The sequence below is a fragment of the Ammoniphilus sp. CFH 90114 genome (genome assembly GCF_004123195.1).
GTDB lineage: Bacteria > Bacillota > Bacilli > Aneurinibacillales > RAOX-1 > YIM-78166.
Window position 1 is genome coordinate 153,537 of record NZ_SDLI01000004.1, and the last position, 18,529, is coordinate 172,065.

The following is an 18,529-nucleotide window of genomic DNA, read 5'->3' on the forward strand; positions in this document are numbered from 1 at the left end:
AAATGCCGTCTCAGAAAGGATCATTGGATTGACCTCGGATGACAATTTCTTTTGTAAACGCTTGCCAATACCACAAAGGAGATAGCTCATATCCTAAAAGATCCGTTCGAGTGACCATTGTTTGTTTTGGATGAGATAGCACTAACCAAGGTAGCTCTTCGGCGATGATCCTATACGCGGACATCATTTGTTCTGCTCGTCGGGCTTCATCGGTATTCTCCAAAGCACCTTCAATAAGTTCATCCATAATTGGATTTACATAATTTGCATAGTTCACACCACCCTCACTCGTCTGACTTGAATGAAAAATCGGATAAAGATTGCCTAATGGATCTGGAAAGTCAGCACTCCACTGAGTAACGACCATATTGTATGAACGCTCTTTACTAAAAGTCCGAAGGGTTAACTCCTTACCTGTAACCTTCTCAATCTCTACGAGGATTCCAAGTGGCTTTACTGCTGCTTTAAGTAAAAGAGCTGCATCAATGTTAACGTCCTGATTATCAGTCAAAATCGTCGTTCTAAATCCAGCGGGTACGGAAGATTTCGACAAATACTCTCTGGCTAGATTTAAATTCGTCTCATTTCCATCCATTTGTTCGAGAAAGGGCTTCCAAACCGCCTCATTCTCAACAAGCATTGTTTCCGTCAACGGAATCCGCTTCGAAAGAATCCCATAATCGCCAATAATCTCCCGTTGAAAAGCAGCATAATCAAACGCTAAGCTTATGGCCTTCCTCACCCATATTTCATCGAATGGTTTGCGGTTTAAATTAAAGGCAATAAAATGGCTCATATAACCAGGTGTAGATTGAATGGTTATACTCGGTAGCTTTTTAACTAGAGGGAGGTATGTCATAGGTAAACCAAAGGACATCGAAATTTGGCCTGATCTCAAACCTGAAAGACGGGTATATTCGTCAGCCACTACCTGAAAAATCACTTCTTGGAGATAAGGGCCTCCAGTCGTGTCCCAATAATAGGGGTTCTTCCCCAACACAATTTGCGCTCCTGGCTCCCACTTCTTAAAAGCAAAAGGACCAGTCCCCAGTACTCCTTTTTCCGAACCGCCAAAATCTTTTTCTTGGCGCATAAAATGTGATTTACTAATAATATGTCCACCCGTTGTAGCGAGAGTATATTTCCATAGTGCATCAGGCTTTTTCAAGATCACACGGATACTCCAATCACCCTCTTGTTCAATCCGCTCCACATTACGGTACATCCAAGATAAGTAAGAGCCACCTTTAGCATCTAGAATTCGTTGCAAGGAAAACAATACATCTGCAACCGTCATTGGGGATCCATCTTGGAAGCGAACATCTCTTCGAATGGTATAAACATAAGTGGTTGGATTTTTCATCTCCCAATGACTTGCTAAGTTTGATACCAGACGACCATACTTGTCAAATTTCAGTAATCCTTCGGTTACTTGACAAACCACCTGCATCGTAGAGAAATCATGTGCATAAGCCGGATCCAAGGAAACAATATCGGAGTTTAAAGCAATGGTAACACTCCCTCCTGTCTCACTTAGAGCAACAGGTCTTAGATTGCTATCAACCTGTGGAGTAACTTTAGTCTGGACGGTACTGTAAATAATCGTTAATAAAAAGGGTAAAAGAAAGATCGAGATGCGCTTTACCATCTCTCAATGTCCTCCCCTCTGCTTACTTCTAATCATAAAATCAACTCCCATTCTAAATTTTAAGTATTTTTCCATAATAACTTAAATTTTTAACCTTCTTAATTAATAAAGTCAAGCTTAGAAGGTATAAAATAAAAGAGCTTCCCTAGAGGAAAGTTTATCATTCCTGTCGTCGAATACGGACATCATAGGTCAACAAATAAAAACAGCGCCCTTTATTAGCTGCGCCGTTGTCCTTTACAAAAGGGGAATACGATACGTTTGGCCTAACATTAGCAAATAAACCCAAAGTTTTTCGAATCGTTACATTAAGACTTTTATACCCACCCCCTTGAGGTGTGGTGATTGGTCCCTTAAAAAATACCTTTGTACGTCTGAGTGACTCCCACCCCTCATCCGTAATTCCTGAAGAGTTGCCGGCCAGATAAACTTTTTCACCAATATCTATAAATTCGGGATCAATCATAGCCCCTGCATGATCAAGAATCTTAAGAGTGGCATCCATGATCTCAGGCCCGATTCCATCTCCTCTTGCTATCGTAATCGCTCGTTCTTGTGCCATAACGTTCATCTTCCTTTTTTGTTGTAAATGATTCAGCCGTAGATAAAAGGAGGATTAATTGAAATCATTTTCTTAGTTCAACTCTCTTTTAGTGTGTCCACTTCTCCTTTACATAGTAGTGGATTTGCCATAACCTCAATATATTACCAATGGTTCCAAAATAAAAAAACCCAGCTTATTGCCGGGTCTTACATCCTGTTTTGGATTCAATAGTGACAAAAATGTCGTGAAAGAATACATCCATGTGGATGATCTGAAATCCCTCTTTCTCGATAAGTGATATAGTTCTTCGATCTAAGCAGCAACCATCGCACAACCTGCTCCAAACCGGAGTTAACCAATCCTGGAGTTTACCCAAAAAGGCATCATGTACCCGAACATGCTCAAAGAAAAGGACTTTAGCATTAGGTTTGGAAACCCTGATGATTTCCTGTAATGCCTTCTCAGGATTAGGAATGGTACAAAAGACAAGCGTGGCCACCACCGAATCAAAATAGTCATCTGGAAACGGCAGCGCCTCAGCTCTAGCACCAATCACGTCGATCGGAACTTGAGCCTGGCCTATTTTCCTTAATGATTTCTCTCTCATAAGCGGATGCGGTTCAATGGAAGTCACCTTCTCGACATCACGATAGAGGGGAAAGTTAATCCCTGTTCCTGACCCAATCTCCAACACGTGGCCTTGCGCCCTTGTTAATAATTCTTGACGAATGGACTTAAATCTTCCCCTTTCCAAAGGCCCCATTAAAAAGTCATAATACACTTGGAATAATTTGCTCATTACTGCACCATCTGCTTACGCCTTAGCGACGATCTTGCTTCTGGTTAAGGATATACCCTAACTCAGACCAATCACGAATGCGTGGTATAGTCAAATCTCGATTATAAGATTGATCTTTCACGATCGCCATTAGCTTCTCGTTCGTCAATGTATTCAAGACGGCAGGCTTATCATCGAAGTAATAATCGAGTTGCAGTTCTCTTATGATCTCTACTTTTTCCTGATCCTGCATGCCGTAGAAGAATCGGTCATCTCGCACAGGAAAGCCGTTTTCTTGTAACCATTTTTTGGTTCGTTCCCCATGCTCCTTGGATCTAGCCGTTATATAGTAAATTTCATGCCCTTGGTGATCAAGTTCTTGTAAAGTTTCGATAGCGTTAGGGTAAGCTGGACAAGACGTGTAATAGATTTCCTCCATGGAATTCTTCCACATTTCATACCCTTGCTCCGCACTTAATCCGAAAAGTTCGTGAATTTCTACTTGCTTCAACCCATGAAATTGTTCAATGGGAACACTCTGCTTCAACTTTTTATTATAAATGTGAAAAGCATGTTCTCTTAGATTTATTAAGGTATCGTCGATATCAAAACCTAATTTCATTGTATGAATTCCTCGTAAGTTTATTTTAGTCCTTCGGACTAATATTACTGAAATAATAATACATACAAATATAAAATTACAAATGCAAATATCCACCCCACACTTGCAAATATCCATCTATTCAATCCCAACACGAAAAGAGGAAGCTCCACTACGCTTCCTCTTCGCTCATTTCATCCTCAACTAAACAAGTTGAGGGTCCTTTACAATCATGTAATTAAATTTCATCGCTTCCGCCAAATCACGATATCCCTCATTAACAGATAGAACCCAACGGTTCATTATGTATCACTAGAAAAAACTCTTCACCAGGAAGTAAATTTCCCACATCACACACAGCATGAGGGGTATAGCCAATCACCTGAAAACCCTCTTCCAACGGTAACACCTCTATTAAACAAAGTTAATACTCATTATAAGTTTATATTATAACAACAAAAGGTACCTGTCACCTATCGAAAAAACGACAAAAAAATAACGAGAAGAACTTCGTCTTCTCGTTCATAGCCATCTACATAGATAAAGATGATTCTACACTATTCGTGTGGATGCTCTCTGGGGATAGTAACCTTTTCACTAAAACACGAGTTACCCTAAGATTATCCACTTCTATTACAATAAACTCAAATCCCTCAAATTCGACTCTTTGATTAATCCTTGGAGGCGTTTCCACTTGCGAGTAGATCCATCCGCCAATCGTATCGATCTCTTCGCTCTCCATTCTGAATCCTAATAAATCGCTGGCCTCTTCAAGAAGCAATCGGCCATCCAGGGAAAAGGTATCTTGATCTTTTATTTCAATAGACTGACGCTCCTCATCAAATTCGTCATGAATTTCTCCTACAATTTCTTCAATAATATCTTCAATCGTCAATAGTCCTGCGGTTCCTCCGTACTCATCAATCACAATGGCCAATTGATTTCTGTTCTTTTGCATGGCTCTTAACAGAGAACTAATGGGCATCACTTCAGGGACGCTAATGACAGGTCGAATTAATTCACCTAGATCGTTATGACCATGTGACAAGGCGGCAAATAAATCCTTAATATGAACAAAACCAATAATATTATCTTTATCGGGACTACAAACCGGGTATCGCGTCATTTGTTCGCGTAATGCGATGTCTAGATTCTCTTCAAAAGATTTCTCAGCGTATAAGCAAATCATATCTGTCCGAGGAATCATGATTTCCCTTGAATTTCGTTCTGCAAAGTCAAAGATGTTATCCACTAGAGCCAATTCTGTTTTATCAATGTAGCCACTCTTATGACTTTCTTCCATGAGAATACGAATTTCTTCTTCCGTATGTGCCGCTTCATGTTCTCCAGCAGGCTGAATATCAACCAGCCGAAGAAGTCTGTTTGCTGTACCATTTAAAAACCAAATAAATGGATACATGACTTTGTGGAAGACAATTAATGGTACTGCTGTCCACATGGTCACCCCTTCTGATTTTTGAATAGCCAACGACTTAGGAGCTAATTCTCCAAGGACAATGTGCAGGAACGTAATCATCCCAAAGGCAATTGCAAATGCAATCGTTTGAATCAAACTGTCTGAAAAACCGAGGTTCTTCAAAAATGGTTCGATCATCTTTGCAACCGCAGGTTCACCCACCCAACCTAATCCAAGGGAAGAAAGGGTGATACCCAATTGACACGCCGATAAATAAGCATCGAGATTTCTCGTCAATTTTTGGGCGAATTTTGCTCTGTGCTTCCCTTCTGAAACCAGGGTCTCGAGTCTCGTGTTCCTTACTTTCACCATTGCAAATTCGGCAGCAACGAAGAAACCATTCGCAAATACAAGAAGCATCACAAGAATAAAATTAAACAACATCGGCTCAGGGTCCAATGAATCTCTATTTACCCCAGATTGGAGTAAATAGTACACCTCCTTTAGACGTTCATATTGTTTTTATCTTATTTTACACGAATTTTTTTATTCCTCAAAAGATTATTGTCATTAAAAACAGATTGAACACTTTTTTTTGGCACACAAAAAGCCCGCATATGCGGGCTATCTATACCATCATTCTGATATTTCAGTTCTTGTGACCTTCACTTTGGTTATTCGCTTATCATCGGCATCCTCAACCGTAAAGATATGACCTTCAAAATGAATGGACATGTCCTTCTGTACATTTGGCAGGCTTCCTATTTGACCAATCAAATAACCGCTAAGCGTATCGAACTCGTCTGTCTTGAAATCGATATCGAGGATCCTTTCCACATCGTGCAAACTCAACGTCCCGTTCAAAATAAAAGTATTTTCATCTACTCGAATAACCTCAGACTCGTCCTCGTCATGTTCGTCAAAGATATTTCCCACAATCTCCTCAATCAAATCCTCGACTGTTACAATCCCAGCCGTACCCCCGTATTCGTCAATAACCACTGCCATATGCACTTTGTTCTTTTGAAAATCCTTCAGTAAATCACTCGCTTTTCTTGAACTGGGAACAAAATAAGGGTGACGAATAATACTTTTAAAACTGAACTCCTCTTCACCCTTTCTTTCCTCTATAAATTGAAGCAAATCCTTAGTATGAAGAATCCCTACAATGTTGTCTACATGATCTTCATACACTGGAAAACGTGTATACTTCTCCCGATTAGCCAATCGCATGATTTCATCGAACGTCATTTCTAATGATAAGGCAAACAAGTTCGTACGATGAGTCATAATATCTGACACCATGGTATTGTCAAATTCAAAAATATTGTTAATCATCATCTTCTCAGCAATCTGAATAACTCCTCGCTCTTCCCCCACATCTACCATCATTCGTATTTCCTCTTCTGTGACTTGCTCATCATTAGCATGAGGATCAATTCCAAATAGCCTAACCATCCCATTCGTAGAATACGTAAGCAACTTAACAAAAGGGGAAGTGATTTTGGACAAGATCGTCAAAGGCTGAACCACAAACATGGCAATCGGCTCTGCTTTTTGCATCGCTATTCTTTTGGGAACCAGTTCACCTAGCACCAAAGTAAAATAAGATAGGATCAAGGTGATGATGACAACAGAAATCGTTTCAAGCCATTGTGTAGAAAGGGGAACTCCCATATTATACAGGAAATTCGCTAAACTCCCTGCAAAACTACCGGCTGCAAATGCACTTGCCAAGAAACCTGCCAACGTAATACCCACTTGGATGGTGGCCAAGAACCTGCTTGGCTCCTCTAATAAACTTTGCAAGAGTTTTGCCTTCTTATCTCCCGCCTCAGCTAGCATCTTCACTTTATTATCATTTAAGGAGATGAGAGCAATTTCTGATGCAGCAAAAAAAGCATTTAAAATAATAAGAAAGACTAGAATGATAATTTCAACAGACAATTTTGGTTCCTCCAATGTATTTAATCAGTTGTGCACTATCGTTATACTTGAGTTAGTCTGCTTCAATCTAGTCTCCTGTATAACTTGGCACATCTAAAATTCATCATCACCATCAAAAAGGATGAATCCACTTGTGGTTTATTCATCTCCGATTCTAATCTTACGTTGTAGATCGACATGAAGTTTCAATTTAGCATCTTTTCTCGCAAAAAAAAATGGATTGCCGGAGCAACCCATCCATAATAGACTTTCTATCGAGCAGAAACCGATAGGAACTTTTTATTCTTCATCCTAACTACATTTGTTCTATTTAACTTCTTTATGTCATTTACCTCACGGTAACAATCTAAGCATTGATCCTTTAATTCTTCTTTCTCATAATTCGTTAGGGTAATATCACAATCTCGGCAATTTCTTCTCATCATACGATCACTTCCTTCTCTTTAAGTTCTTTAAATTTATTCGAAAACGGTTTACGATGTCTTTAGTTTTGATAACCTTCATCGACAGATTTCTTCCCCCTACATTTGTATAAGACCTGAACCAAACGTGCTACAGCCTGTTCTGCATCATCACCTTTAGCCGTTAACCAGATACGTTCACCCTCCAAAAAGGAATGAATGTGAATCATACTTAGCACGCTTTTACCATTCAGTTGTAAGTTCTCATTCTTAAGGAGAATATAACTTTGAAATTGATTGGCTTCTTGTACAAATAAGATCAATTTTTCTCGATCCAACTCTTGAAATAACCGGTTAGAAAGCTCTTTTTCTATGAGACGCTCTTCGTTCATGGCAAATCGTCCTCTCAGGATGATGACAAAACTAAGATTTTTTGACTTGACTCCATCTTATCCTTTTCATCGCTTTTGTGTGGATCCACTCCATAATGACCGCAATCTAAACAAAGCACAAATCGTTGATCCCCTTTGTCATTTACTTTCAGTTCACATCCGCATTGACAAATAAAGACAGTCATGAACATCCCATTCCTTTAATAGATTTTTGGCAAAATAAAAAGACCTCTACCGTATGGCAAAGGTCTTGCTTAGTACATATAAGTACCAACAAAGCCGGAGGATATAAATCCACGAAGTGACGACTTTGTTTCAGGATAACCTGATAGCTACTCCCCTTTGGGGATAATCATTATAATTTAGATGTTACGTCTGATTATATGAAAATCATCCGAGAAATACAACAGGCAGCAGTAGATGTTCACACGAAGTTCATAATTGAGAACCAATTTCAGGAACGAACCCTTATTTCCTTGCAATCAATACATAATGCGCTGCAGTAGGAAATGACTTTGAGACAATCTGGAAGCCTTCCTTTTTCATGGCTTCTTCCATATCTGTAGAATGTATGCGGTGATGCAGTGGCGGGCCTTGTTCCGATTCTACCTTTTCCCATTCTAAGCAGAAACACGTACCATTTTCTTTAAGAGTTCTGTATATCTCCTGAAGACCTTTCGAGAGGGGCTCCACTTCATGCAATACAAAGGAGGCAATGATATGATCGGCAACAGAGTCCTGAAGCGGGATGTCTTCGATTACTCCTTGAACATACTCGACGTTCTCAAGACCCTGTTCCTGGACTCTCTCTTTTAGGACATCTATCATCATAGGTTCGACATCAAGAGCATACACTTTCCCTTTCGTTAGTTGCGCAGCGGGTATAGTAAAATACCCTGTACCTGCACCCAAGTCCAAAATATCCTCATACTCCCCGATCTCCAAAGATTCTAGCAGCTTCTCAGGCGGAAGCGCTTTTCTCCTTTCGGGATTATCGAGTTTCGCTAGTTTTGCTGGGTCAAATCGACGTTCTGACATATCCATCACCCTTACTTACTTTTATCTAATACCTCGACCAAAACCTGTTCTATGTCCTTCGCAATATCCTTCAATAATTCATCATCAAGTAGGCCAATCATAGCTGTCGGTTTGGGAAGCCCTATTTTTGTAGTTCCATTGCTCTCATAAACCACAATTTTGCAAGGCAGGAAATAACCCACTAATTCATTCTGATTCAGAACTCTAGCTGCTTCAAACGGGTTACATACTTCTAGAACTCGATAAGGATTCTTATATGTTTCAACCCCTTTTTCCTGAAGCTTAGCCGGAAGATCTAGCTGCCATAGAATACCGAACTTGTGTGCTTTTAAGTTTTCTTCTAATGAGGATATCGCTTCATCTAACGTCTTTTGGGTGGTGACAGTATAATGAAAGTCCATTTCAATCTCTCCTTCAAAAGGTTATAGTCTAGCTTAGCGTTTGATAGATGCGACTTTTCTATGTATGACCAACAGGGGCCAGACTTCCCCTGTGGCTTAAACTCTAAGAAGCTTAAAATCCCCGCCAAAGATCCCTTTGACATAGTCTAGCTTGGTTTGATGGAAGTAAGGTTTTTTATTCGTGGCAATGAGGAAATGGATTCCTTCCACTTCAAATACTTCGTCTTGTTCTCCTGCTGACTCCTCCAGAGTCAGTTCCAATCGTGGTCCCCCTCAGCCTACTCCCATATTTAAACGAACATAGTAATTTTTCTGCTCGCTGTATTTTTGCTTGGCTTCGTCGATCTTTTTCTTAGCCGCTTCTGTTACCTGAATCATCCCTGTTCTTCCTCCCTATTTCACGATTTCTCCATCATTTTCTAGTCTTCCCCTTCCAGGCCATCATTCCCCCTTTTAGATGGGCGAGGTCTGAATAACCACTCTTGGCTAGAACTTTAGCTGCTTGTTTACTTCTCATCCCGCTTCGGCAATACAGTAAGACAGGACGTTCTTTAGGAATTTCCCCTATTCTCGCTTTCAACTGGGATAGAGGAATATTTTTTGCTCCTTGTATATATCCCCCTTGGAACTCATGCGGCTCCCGAACATCAAGTAAGACCCCCTTAGATAGGTGTGAGGCAAACTCTTGCTCAGTTAGATTTATCAAGCCTCTTACCGGTGCAAAACGGGTAAAGAGGAACCACCCCAGCAATACATAAAGGATTATATTGATTACCGTTGTACTTTCCATTCCTTCAGCCTCCTTTCTATTCGACTTTAGCGACTCTTGACTAATAGATCAACCGCTTGTTGGACGAAAGATCCGGTTTCTCTACCAGCAGCTTGTTCTTCTTTAATGCACTGTTCTAAGTTGGTTGCCACCACGAGTGCGATGGCCTTATCCGCTGCATTCCGAACAGCGGATAATTGATTCACCACTTCCTTGCAATCCTTCTCTTCCTCCATCATGCGCAGAACCCCTCGAACTTGTCCTTCCAGCCGTTTCAAGCGTCTTTTCATTTCATCTGTATAATACATGTCAACCCTCCTTCTCATACTCCCATAGGTATTGTTCTTGCAAACATACATCTCCTATCAAAGTATAGCTGGAGATCTATCTTAAATAAATAAATTCACATTTCCTTCAGACGCATCACCTAGGTAAGCGGCAACCCCTGCCAATTCAACTCCGTCAATTAACTCTTCTTGTTGAATGCCCAACAAATCCATCGTCATCGTGCATCCCACTAACTTAATTCCTTGATCCTGAGCCATCTCAATGAGCTGAGGAAGAGACAAGGCATTGTGTTTTTTCATGACATGCTTAATCATCTTAGGACCCATCCCTAACATGTTCATTTTTGATAAAGAAAGCTTCTCCGGACCACGAGGCATCATCCATCCGAATGCTTTTTCTAATAATCCCTTTTGAACAGGAACTTGCTGATCCTTTCTCAGTACATTCAACCCCCAGAAGGTTGTGAAAATGGTGACTTCGTGATCATAAGCAGCTGCTCCATTCGCAATAATAAAGGCTGCAATTGCTTTATCCAACTCTCCACTAAAGAGAACGATCGTTGTTTTTTGTTTTTTGTTTTCCATTTTTATATTCCCCTCTCTTTTATATAAACATTTATAATTTTAATACTTATACCCCTAATGGTATAACAAATGAGCGTTTAGGTCAATCGTAAATTCTTCCTTCTTTATCATCCTAATAAAATTTCAGACCAAATCTTAATGACAGTTGCAACGATTAACGCTGCTAAAATCCATTGCAACACCTTCGTATTGAGTTTTTTACTTATTTTGGCCCCCAGCGGAGCTGCCAGGGTACTCGCAATAATCATCACAATAGATGGAATGAGCAACATGTGGCCCCCCATAAACTTTCCGATGGTGGATCCAATAGAAGAGATAAACGTAATGGCTAAGGATGAAGCGATCGCCACTCTTGTAGGTATTTTTAGAATGACAAGCATAACAGGAACCGTAATAAAAGCACCTGCTGCTCCAACAATACCTGAAACGATCCCAATGATACCGGCTAGGGTAGCGGCCAAGGGCTTGTTAAATTTTAATTGAGTAAAATCCATCTCGTCGTTGCCTTTTTTCGGTAAGAACATCATAATAGCGGCAATAAGGGCTAATACGGCATAAACGAGATTAATAGTAGAGTTAGCAAGAAACTGTGATCCATATCCTCCAATAAAACTTCCGAATACAATAGCAATACCCATGGTAAGAACTAATGCTTTATTAATATAGCCTCCCTTACGGAAAACCGCCATTCCAGCTAATGTAGCAAAGAAAACTTGGACCGCACTAATAGCGGAAACTTCTTGAGCAGTAAAAGCCACAAAACCCAGCATGGGCGGAATGTAAAGGAGCATAGGGTACTTAATGATAGAACCCCCAATGCCTACCATCCCTGAGATGATGGAACCAATAAATCCAATAGCAAATAAGACGATAATATAGGTGAGATCTAGATCCATAATTCTCTCCTCCTTGCCTCCATTGATATAGGGGAAGGGGTAACTTTAATGGGTTACCCCTATTTCACCCTTATCCTTTTTGAATCCAGAATTTAAAGATGCCATCCTCTTCACGGTCTTCAAGCAGTTGATGACCGGAAGATTTCGCCCATGCGGAAAGATCATTTTTTGCGCCTTTATCTGTCGCATGAATTTCTAGAATTTGTCCAGATTCCAATTCGTTCATTGCTTTTTTTGTCTTTACAATCGGCATAGGGCAAGCTAATCCTTTAGCATCTAAAATCATATTACTGTTCATTTTTTATTCCTCCTCGTTTATGGTTTAAATTAAGCTGTATGGTGAACCGCACAGCGATTGGGTCCGATCTCTAATTCTTGTTCACGTTCGGTTGTTGCTTGGTCGATTCCACGATTGATCGCGATAATTTCCTCAAAGTTCGGAGGTGTTTCCGTTTTCGCGGATTGCGCTACTGCTTCGATGAACTCGTCTTCTGTTTTATTGACCATCATTTCATTGGTTGAGCGGATTTCCCCTAAAGTAGCACCAATGAATCCTTCCTCATTCATCTCCACATTCAGATCTGCATAGTGAGAAGGAAGGACAATGGTCGCATCTGCCATACCCGCTACTTTTTCATATACCGTTTGATACAGATCTTTTGCCCATTCTCTTGCTTTTCCTCCAAGATCCGGACGACCTAACCCACCGACAAAGATGGTATCTCCGGAGAAGAGAAGTTGGTCATTAATCAAGAAGGAAACACTCCCCGGGGTATGTCCAGGCGTTTTAACAGCCAATACTTGTAGATGAATATTAGCAAAGTTAATCGTTTCATGTTGTTCAAAGGGAAGATGCTCGAATACCGCTCCTTCACTCTTCATGAGGTAATATTTCGCACCCGTTTCATCTGCTAGTCTTTTTCCCCCAGAGATGTGATCCGCATGCAAATGGGAATCCACAATATGCGTAATCTCTACCCCTTGGGATTGGGCCATCGTCAAGTAGGCTTCCGTCAAGCGAGACGGATCGACGACTAAGGCTTCTTTTCCTGAGATCGCCATATAAGATAGACAGCCTTTTCCTACACGAATAAATTGATATACTTGTACTTCGTCATTTTCAAACACTTTAACAGGTTGCAGGTAATCACTCCAAGACTTCATTCCACCTTCCAGGAAGTACACTTCTGAGTGTCCTGCTTCTGCAATTTGTTCAGCGACAAACTTGGATGAGCCTTCTTTTGCACAGACAACCAAAACTTTTCCATCTTTCGGAAGGTGCTTCATCGCTTCATCGACACCATCCAATAGGTCAAAGTAAGGAATGTTCATGATGCTCACTTTTTCCCCTTCAATTTTCCAATCGTTAAAATCTTCATTGTTACGAACGTCCAAGATAAATAGTTCTTCTTTATTGATCACCATATGAGCCACTTGGGCTGCGGTCATTGGATGTACTTGATTCATGTTCTTCCCCTCCATTTTTTAGGTATATTGTTTACTCATTTTTTTCGATCGGCCCTGTCCAACCCGTCATACCTGGTAAGACATTCACGACTTTAAATCCTTGTTCACTTAACCATTGACAAGCCATATCACTACGATTCCCAGTACGACAAACCACGTAGATTTCATTTTCTTTGCTTAATTCTTGACCTCGTCCTTCTAACTGACCCATAGGAATGGAGATCGCCCCTGGAATGTGACCGAAGGCATATTCCGCTGGTTCACGAACATCAAGGACAACAACATTGTCACCACTCTCTACTTTTTGTTGTAAGTCCTCGTTCGTGATGACATGAGGAAACTTCGCTACTTCCTTGACTTCTTGAGGATCTGCTTTACGCAAGTAGTGCTTGAACACCCCATTCTCTTCAATAGATCCAAGGTATTGGTGCCCCGTATTTCTTGCCCAACCCTGAATATCAGCTAGAGAGCCCTTGTCTGTTGCTTGAATTTCAACGACTTGCCCAGCATGAACCTCTTCGATCCCTTTTTTGGTTTTAACAATCGGCATGGGACAAGCTAATCCTTTGGCATCAATCATTTTGTCTACTAAAATATTCATCATAACTCCCTCTTTCTTTTAAATTTACTTATACCCCTATAGGTATTAATTTGACTAAAAAAATATTCTGCTCTTTTTTATACCCCTACAGGTATGATACTTTACTCTTGAACTAATGTCAACCCCTTAACTTTTATCTTACTTCATAATAAGACTTGGCTCCTGTTCCCCACTGCATAATCGAGAGATTACGCATGTACGGCTCTTCCCATTTTCTGTAGACAAAAGGAAGATCATCAATCATTTCGACTTCATCCTGTTCCCTATCTCTTGACCCATCCAGGGTCAAACGAATCTCTCCACCTGCTCATGAGTCTACATAGGATAATCGGATGAATCGTTTCCCTTCGCGAACTAAATCTGCAAGTAATGAGTTCTTCACATTGTTTGAGACTTGAACCTTATACAGGTGTATCACCCCCTTAAACAACACATAACGTGTACCCCCGTGGGTATTATTATATACTCTTTTCAACTCATGTCAACTGCTAGAGTATTTCGCTCCAAATCTTAAAAGCAGTTATAGAAATTAATACAACCAACCCATATCTTAAGACTTTCACGTTGACTCCCCTCCCCACCATGGACCCAATGGGAGCTCCAAGTATACTTCCAATAACCGTAAATACTGTGGGTAAGAACGGGGTAAATCCAGCCATGAGCTTCCCTATACTCCCACCAACAGCTGAGATAAACACAATGGCAAGAGAAGAGGCAATGGTTACACGGGTAGGAATCTTTAATACGGTCAACATAATGGGTATCAAAATAAAAGCACCCCCTGCTCCCACAATTCCAGATACAACTCCGACAGAAAAGGCAGAGGATATTGCGATGACTTTATTAAAGGGAATATCTGTTGAAACAGTTTGTTCCTGCTGACCCTTACTTGGAATAAGCATAAGGACAACGGCTAAAATGGCTAATACACCATAGACCAGGTTTATCATAGCACTAGGTAAATATCGAGAAACAATGCCACCAAGCAAACTCCCAATCAGTATACTGACTCCCATATACAACACAAGACGCTTGTGGATGACATTCTCCCCACCATGTTTGCGAAAGGCCAACACACCCGCTAGCGAAGCGAATAACACCTGAAACATACTAATCGAGGAAACTTCTTGGGCACTGAATTGTGCGACACCAAGGAGATCTGGTACATAGAGTAATAGGGGATAGTTGATAATAGCTCCACCGATGCCAAGGAGTCCAGAAAAAAACGAACCAATTAAGCCTAATACGAGCATGACAACATAAAGCAGAATATCCATTCAAAACCTCCATTTCCCAACATAATAGATAAGGAAAACTGAAATACTAAAGTCCGTATATCGGATAAAGGAGAAAACGATGCTGACTCAGTTAAAAGATCTTTTCCAAAATATCTGCCCCGAATGCAAACAACCACTCACATGTGAAGATAATGGACTGTGCTGCACAAAACAGTGTCCACACGGTCATTACAAGGAAGAAACCTATTGTTCTCTAGGTGTATCGATTATTTATGATAAATAAATACGTAAGAAAGAAATCAGCGAACTCTTGCAATAGGGTTCGCTGATTTAATTAGCCTCTATTTATCATGAACAGCGCAACGATTAGGCCCAATCTCCATTTCCTGCCGTTCATCCTCACTCGGTTGAATCTTCCCCATGTTGGTTTGTCTAATCTCCTGATATGCATTGGGCTGAGGGGGTAAGTTCTCTGTAACGACTTTCCTGAACTCTGTCTCATTATGGATGTTTAATCCCGGATTATTCCGATATAAGTCACCTAATTTACCAGCAACCAGCCCTCCATTACCCAATTCCGTTATTTTGCCGAAATGAGCAGGAAGGACGGTCAAATCTTCCGCTAGACCTTTATAACGCTGATACAAGGTTTCACGTAGATCCCCAACCCAATCTTCTGCTAGACCGGCTAAATCAGGACGACCAATGGATTCAATGAATAAGATATCTCCAGATAACAAATACTGATCATCCACAATTAACGAGGTACTTCCAATCGTATGCCCAGGAGAGTAGACTGGCATAATGGAGACATTCCCTACTTCAATCGGTTTGCTGTCTACTAGTGGTTCATAAGCAAACGTTACTTCACCGGCATCCTTAGAAGGCAGCCAATAAGTAGCACCGGTCTTTTCAGCAAGTGGCCTTCCTCCCGAGATATGGTCAGCATGTAAATGGGTATCAATCGTATGCTTGATCTTCACCTGGTGCTGATTAGCAAACTGCTCAAACTCATCCGCCATCCGAAGCGTATCAACAACGGCAGCTTCACCATTAGAGATGATCATGTAAGAGAGACAACCTTTGCCGATGCGAACAAATTGGTAAAGCTCTCCCCCAGATTGAAGGTTCCCTACTTTAACAGGTTCGAGATGTTCACTCCATCCCTTCATCCCGCCCGTGAGGTAATGAACATTGCTTCTCCCTTTTTCGGCGATCTGTTCACCGATATAAACGGAAGAACCTTCTTTCGCACACACGACAAGCACTTTCTTCCCATTTGGAATCTTGTCTAGGGCAGGATCCACTCCATCTAATAAATCAAAATAAGGGATATTGATCATCTCAATACTTTCCCCTTCAATCTTCCAATCATCAAATTGACTTTGTTCCCTCACATCTAGTATAAATAGTTCTTCTTTATTAAGGACGATTTTAGTTAATTCTCCCGGCGTCATGGGGTGAAGCTCCGTTCTAACTGCTGTAGTCATAGTAAGCCTCCCTTCTCTACATTGGTGTTCTAGTGCTTCTTAATCCAGAATTTATACGTTCCATCTTCTTCTGTATCTTGAACAAGTTCGTGTCCCGTGGATTTTGCCCAGGCTGTTAGATCATTCTTAGCCCCTTTGTCTGTAGCATGAATTTCTAGCACTTCACCAGCCTGCATTTCATCGATCGCTTTTTTCGTTTTTACGATAGGCATTGGACAAGCGAGTCCTCTCGCATCCACTACTTTTACACTTTCCATTTTTATTACCCCTCCTAAAACGTTAAAGTAACGTTCGCATCTTTGGCAAAGTCCAAGAAAGTGACAGCTCCTCCCACATCAATCCCATCCACAAAATGCTCTTTTTCTAAATTCATGACGTCCATCGTCATTTGGCAGGCAATAATCTTGACCCCCATTTCTACAGCCATACCGACCAACTCAGGGATAGCTGGAACGTTCGCTGCCTTAAACCCTGCTTCAAAGTGCTCTTTACCCGCTGGCATAGGTAACTGCTGAAACTCTTGTTTATGAATTAAGTTTAAACCTTCAAAAGTAAAAAAAATCGCTACTTCCGCATCCGTTGCTGCAGCCGCTGTAGCAATGTTAAATACCTTATATGCGTCAAACAAACCACCATTACTGGCAATAATCGCTACTTTTGTGGACACAAGCTTTCCCTCCAAGCCATAATAAATTAATTCTTCTCAACCGATCCGGTCCAGCCAGACATACCCGGAAGAACATTCCTTACTTTCGTATAGCCTTTCTCCGCTAACAACTGACAGGCCATATCGCTCCGATTCCCCGTCCTGCAGACCACATGAATCTCTTGTTCGGGGCTTATTTCATGCAATCGTTCTTCTAATTCCCCTAGGGGTATCGACTTGGCTCCAGGTATACGACCGAAAGTGTATTCGGCTGGCTCCCGAACATCAAGAACCGTGATATTGTCGTTTTCTTCAAGTCTTTTTTGAAGCTCTTCATTTGTTACCGTATGCGGAAATTTCGTTTCCTCTTTCGTCTCACTTGGATCTGATTTCCGTAAGTAATGTTTCAGCGTATTGCCTTCTTCTACGGTTCCAAGGTATTGATGGCCGGTATTCTTGGCCCAGCTTGAAATATCCGCTGTAGATCCTTTATCGGTTGCTTCTACTTCCATGACCTGACCTGCTTGTATTTCTTCCATAGCCTTCTTCGTCTTTACAATCGGCATAGGGCAAGCCAGCCCTTTACAATCCATAGTTTTATCAGCTTTAATAACAGTTTCAGTTCCCACTTTTTTCACCTCTTAGGGATCAAATAGAGTGCTTATACCCTATATCTAGACTTTCCAATAAGGAAAAAACTATAGATCACTCGAGGCACCAATGTTAACCATTGATGTAAAGTTCAAGTTCCACTTCTTTTATCCCAAAAGTCTCTAGAGATTTTTCTGCGGCTCTCTTCATTTTCATACGCTCGTCTTCGGTCGTATCAGAAGCTCCCCTTAATGTAATCGTTCCTTTATCCCCGTTAAATTGGACGAGCTCTAAGGAAGAGGATACAGGAAAGGGATTATGTAAATGATGTACAATACTCTTTAATAAAAGTTGGAGCAAGGTAATCCGAGGCGTTTTTATGGAGGTTAGGTTCCTGTGAACCACTTCAACCGGTACAAGTGTGCCCTGCTCATCATAAAGGTAGATCACGTACTTCTCTTGAGACTCTCGATTCGCCTCTATGGGTTCACTTGGGTGGATCCCCCTACTATCCGATTGTTCGATTAGCTGAAGCATCTCCGACGTTTCCTTAAAACCCTCTACTCGGACAAGTTCCTTCCCATCCTCGGAGAGCAACAAGGTAGTTGGATTCTGTTTAATTCGATAGACATTGGCCTCTTCTACTTGAATATCTATATAATAGATGTCGATGGACAACTCTGGACGGCAATCCTTCACTTCTTGAATCACCGTCCCCATGGTTCTTCCCATGGGGCAAGCGGATGCGGTGAAGAGTTTTACTTGCATTACCTTTGTCATGTTCTTATCCTC

Annotated in this window: 24 protein-coding genes and 1 pseudogene; all 25 read right to left on the bottom strand. The window is 41.0% G+C overall.

The genetic code is table 11. The annotated features are described in order from the left end of the window. Positions 1 to 10 precede the first annotated feature (10 nt). The 25 genes and pseudogenes from EIZ39_RS10875 to EIZ39_RS10980 all read right to left on the bottom strand — a co-directional run bounded on the left by EIZ39_RS10875 (position 11) and on the right by EIZ39_RS10980 (position 18,517). A complete protein-coding gene (locus EIZ39_RS10875; RefSeq protein WP_129199995.1) occupies positions 11 to 1,648 on the bottom strand; it encodes an ABC transporter substrate-binding protein in 1,638 nt (545 codons plus the stop codon). Between the two features lie 235 nt (positions 1,649 to 1,883). Continuing rightward, positions 1,884 to 2,210, bottom strand: a pseudogene (locus EIZ39_RS10880) (isocitrate/isopropylmalate family dehydrogenase); the annotation flags it as partial. A gap of 175 nt (positions 2,211 to 2,385) precedes the next feature. Further along, positions 2,386 to 2,991 (bottom strand): class I SAM-dependent methyltransferase, encoded by a 606-nt coding sequence (locus tag EIZ39_RS10885; protein ID WP_129199996.1) that lies wholly within the window; start codon positions 2,989 to 2,991, stop codon positions 2,386 to 2,388. A gap of 22 nt (positions 2,992 to 3,013) precedes the next feature. Next, the gene (locus EIZ39_RS10890; protein ID WP_240675768.1) at positions 3,014 to 3,592 is read right to left on the bottom strand and encodes a 5' nucleotidase, NT5C type; all 579 of its coding nucleotides are present in this window, start codon (positions 3,590 to 3,592) and stop codon (positions 3,014 to 3,016) included. A 511-nt stretch (positions 3,593 to 4,103) separates the two neighbouring features. Then, on the bottom strand, positions 4,104 to 5,432 hold the full coding sequence (locus tag EIZ39_RS10895) for a hemolysin family protein (protein ID WP_129200263.1): 1,329 nt from the start codon (positions 5,430 to 5,432) through the stop codon (positions 4,104 to 4,106). 192 nt (positions 5,433 to 5,624) lie between these two features. Continuing rightward, a complete protein-coding gene (locus EIZ39_RS10900; RefSeq protein WP_129199998.1) occupies positions 5,625 to 6,935 on the bottom strand; it encodes a hemolysin family protein in 1,311 nt (436 codons plus the stop codon). Between the two features lie 251 nt (positions 6,936 to 7,186). Continuing rightward, complete coding sequence (locus EIZ39_RS26570; protein WP_164985023.1) at positions 7,187 to 7,360, bottom strand: hypothetical protein; 174 nt, start codon at positions 7,358 to 7,360, stop codon at positions 7,187 to 7,189. A 59-nt stretch (positions 7,361 to 7,419) separates the two neighbouring features. Continuing rightward, positions 7,420 to 7,728: an HPr family phosphocarrier protein gene (locus tag EIZ39_RS10905; RefSeq protein ID WP_129199999.1), complete on the bottom strand. Its 309-nt coding sequence runs from the start codon at positions 7,726 to 7,728 to the stop codon at positions 7,420 to 7,422. 468 nt (positions 7,729 to 8,196) lie between these two features. Beyond that, the gene (locus EIZ39_RS10910; RefSeq protein ID WP_129200000.1) at positions 8,197 to 8,766 is read right to left on the bottom strand and encodes a class I SAM-dependent methyltransferase; all 570 of its coding nucleotides are present in this window, start codon (positions 8,764 to 8,766) and stop codon (positions 8,197 to 8,199) included. A gap of 11 nt (positions 8,767 to 8,777) precedes the next feature. Continuing rightward, positions 8,778 to 9,167, bottom strand: coding sequence for a DUF302 domain-containing protein (locus EIZ39_RS10915; RefSeq protein ID WP_129200001.1), 390 nt, complete (start codon positions 9,165 to 9,167; stop codon positions 8,778 to 8,780). Positions 9,168 to 9,263: 96 nt separating this feature from the next. After that, positions 9,264 to 9,428: a hypothetical protein gene (locus tag EIZ39_RS26575; RefSeq protein WP_164985024.1), complete on the bottom strand. Its 165-nt coding sequence runs from the start codon at positions 9,426 to 9,428 to the stop codon at positions 9,264 to 9,266. A 151-nt stretch (positions 9,429 to 9,579) separates the two neighbouring features. Then, entirely contained in the window at positions 9,580 to 9,957 is a 378-nt protein-coding gene (locus EIZ39_RS10920) for a rhodanese-like domain-containing protein (RefSeq protein ID WP_129200002.1), read from the bottom strand. A 26-nt stretch (positions 9,958 to 9,983) separates the two neighbouring features. Then, on the bottom strand, positions 9,984 to 10,244 hold the full coding sequence (locus EIZ39_RS10925; protein ID WP_129200003.1) for a metal-sensitive transcriptional regulator: 261 nt from the start codon (positions 10,242 to 10,244) through the stop codon (positions 9,984 to 9,986). Between the two features lie 81 nt (positions 10,245 to 10,325). Then, positions 10,326 to 10,808, bottom strand: coding sequence for a DsrE/DsrF/DrsH-like family protein (locus EIZ39_RS10930; protein ID WP_129200004.1), 483 nt, complete (start codon positions 10,806 to 10,808; stop codon positions 10,326 to 10,328). A 107-nt stretch (positions 10,809 to 10,915) separates the two neighbouring features. Then, positions 10,916 to 11,704, bottom strand: coding sequence for a sulfite exporter TauE/SafE family protein (locus EIZ39_RS10935; RefSeq protein ID WP_129200005.1), 789 nt, complete (start codon positions 11,702 to 11,704; stop codon positions 10,916 to 10,918). A 70-nt stretch (positions 11,705 to 11,774) separates the two neighbouring features. Beyond that, entirely contained in the window at positions 11,775 to 12,002 is a 228-nt protein-coding gene (locus EIZ39_RS10940; RefSeq protein WP_129200006.1) for a sulfurtransferase TusA family protein, read from the bottom strand. Between the two features lie 29 nt (positions 12,003 to 12,031). Beyond that, entirely contained in the window at positions 12,032 to 13,171 is a 1,140-nt protein-coding gene (locus tag EIZ39_RS10945; RefSeq protein WP_129200007.1) for an MBL fold metallo-hydrolase, read from the bottom strand. Positions 13,172 to 13,202: 31 nt separating this feature from the next. Next, a complete protein-coding gene (locus EIZ39_RS10950) occupies positions 13,203 to 13,772 on the bottom strand; it encodes a sulfurtransferase TusA family protein (RefSeq protein ID WP_129200264.1) in 570 nt (189 codons plus the stop codon). A 133-nt stretch (positions 13,773 to 13,905) separates the two neighbouring features. Continuing rightward, a complete protein-coding gene (locus EIZ39_RS26580) occupies positions 13,906 to 14,061 on the bottom strand; it encodes a hypothetical protein (RefSeq protein WP_164985025.1) in 156 nt (51 codons plus the stop codon). Between the two features lie 199 nt (positions 14,062 to 14,260). Further along, the gene (locus EIZ39_RS10955) at positions 14,261 to 15,049 is read right to left on the bottom strand and encodes a sulfite exporter TauE/SafE family protein (protein WP_129200008.1); all 789 of its coding nucleotides are present in this window, start codon (positions 15,047 to 15,049) and stop codon (positions 14,261 to 14,263) included. Between the two features lie 302 nt (positions 15,050 to 15,351). Next, entirely contained in the window at positions 15,352 to 16,500 is a 1,149-nt protein-coding gene (locus EIZ39_RS10960; protein WP_129200009.1) for an MBL fold metallo-hydrolase, read from the bottom strand. A gap of 29 nt (positions 16,501 to 16,529) precedes the next feature. Next, entirely contained in the window at positions 16,530 to 16,757 is a 228-nt protein-coding gene (locus EIZ39_RS10965; RefSeq protein WP_129200010.1) for a sulfurtransferase TusA family protein, read from the bottom strand. 14 nt (positions 16,758 to 16,771) lie between these two features. Then, positions 16,772 to 17,167 carry a DsrE/DsrF/DrsH-like family protein gene (locus tag EIZ39_RS10970; RefSeq protein ID WP_129200011.1) on the bottom strand — a complete coding sequence of 132 codons (396 nt, stop codon included), beginning with the start codon at positions 17,165 to 17,167 and terminating at the stop codon, positions 16,772 to 16,774. A 26-nt stretch (positions 17,168 to 17,193) separates the two neighbouring features. Beyond that, positions 17,194 to 17,739, bottom strand: coding sequence for a sulfurtransferase TusA family protein (locus tag EIZ39_RS10975; protein WP_129200265.1), 546 nt, complete (start codon positions 17,737 to 17,739; stop codon positions 17,194 to 17,196). 130 nt (positions 17,740 to 17,869) lie between these two features. Continuing rightward, the gene (locus EIZ39_RS10980) at positions 17,870 to 18,517 is read right to left on the bottom strand and encodes a thioredoxin family protein (protein ID WP_129200012.1); all 648 of its coding nucleotides are present in this window, start codon (positions 18,515 to 18,517) and stop codon (positions 17,870 to 17,872) included. Positions 18,518 to 18,529: the final 12 nt, after the last annotated feature.

Coding starts and splice junctions, on each gene's coding strand:
- EIZ39_RS10875 (WP_129199995.1), bottom strand. CDS start 1,648: ATGGTAAAGCGCATCTCGATCTTTCTTTTACCCTTTTTATTAACGATT.
- EIZ39_RS10885 (WP_129199996.1), bottom strand. CDS start 2,991: ATGAGCAAATTATTCCAAGTGTATTATGACTTTTTAATGGGGCCTTTG.
- EIZ39_RS10890 (WP_240675768.1), bottom strand. CDS start 3,592: ATGAAATTAGGTTTTGATATCGACGATACCTTAATAAATCTAAGAGAA.
- EIZ39_RS10895 (WP_129200263.1), bottom strand. CDS start 5,432: ATGTTGTTTAATTTTATTCTTGTGATGCTTCTTGTATTTGCGAATGGT.
- EIZ39_RS26570 (WP_164985023.1), bottom strand. CDS start 7,360: ATGATGAGAAGAAATTGCCGAGATTGTGATATTACCCTAACGAATTAT.
- EIZ39_RS10905 (WP_129199999.1), bottom strand. CDS start 7,728: ATGAACGAAGAGCGTCTCATAGAAAAAGAGCTTTCTAACCGGTTATTT.
- EIZ39_RS10910 (WP_129200000.1), bottom strand. CDS start 8,766: ATGTCAGAACGTCGATTTGACCCAGCAAAACTAGCGAAACTCGATAAT.
- EIZ39_RS10915 (WP_129200001.1), bottom strand. CDS start 9,167: ATGGACTTTCATTATACTGTCACCACCCAAAAGACGTTAGATGAAGCG.
- EIZ39_RS10920 (WP_129200002.1), bottom strand. CDS start 9,957: ATGGAAAGTACAACGGTAATCAATATAATCCTTTATGTATTGCTGGGG.
- EIZ39_RS10925 (WP_129200003.1), bottom strand. CDS start 10,244: ATGTATTATACAGATGAAATGAAAAGACGCTTGAAACGGCTGGAAGGA.
- EIZ39_RS10930 (WP_129200004.1), bottom strand. CDS start 10,808: ATGGAAAACAAAAAACAAAAAACAACGATCGTTCTCTTTAGTGGAGAG.
- EIZ39_RS10935 (WP_129200005.1), bottom strand. CDS start 11,704: ATGGATCTAGATCTCACCTATATTATCGTCTTATTTGCTATTGGATTT.
- EIZ39_RS10940 (WP_129200006.1), bottom strand. CDS start 12,002: ATGAACAGTAATATGATTTTAGATGCTAAAGGATTAGCTTGCCCTATG.
- EIZ39_RS10945 (WP_129200007.1), bottom strand. CDS start 13,171: ATGAATCAAGTACATCCAATGACCGCAGCCCAAGTGGCTCATATGGTG.
- EIZ39_RS10950 (WP_129200264.1), bottom strand. CDS start 13,772: ATGAATATTTTAGTAGACAAAATGATTGATGCCAAAGGATTAGCTTGT.
- EIZ39_RS10955 (WP_129200008.1), bottom strand. CDS start 15,049: ATGGATATTCTGCTTTATGTTGTCATGCTCGTATTAGGCTTAATTGGT.
- EIZ39_RS10960 (WP_129200009.1), bottom strand. CDS start 16,500: ATGACTACAGCAGTTAGAACGGAGCTTCACCCCATGACGCCGGGAGAA.
- EIZ39_RS10965 (WP_129200010.1), bottom strand. CDS start 16,757: ATGGAAAGTGTAAAAGTAGTGGATGCGAGAGGACTCGCTTGTCCAATG.
- EIZ39_RS10975 (WP_129200265.1), bottom strand. CDS start 17,739: ATGGATTGTAAAGGGCTGGCTTGCCCTATGCCGATTGTAAAGACGAAG.
- EIZ39_RS10980 (WP_129200012.1), bottom strand. CDS start 18,517: ATGACAAAGGTAATGCAAGTAAAACTCTTCACCGCATCCGCTTGCCCC.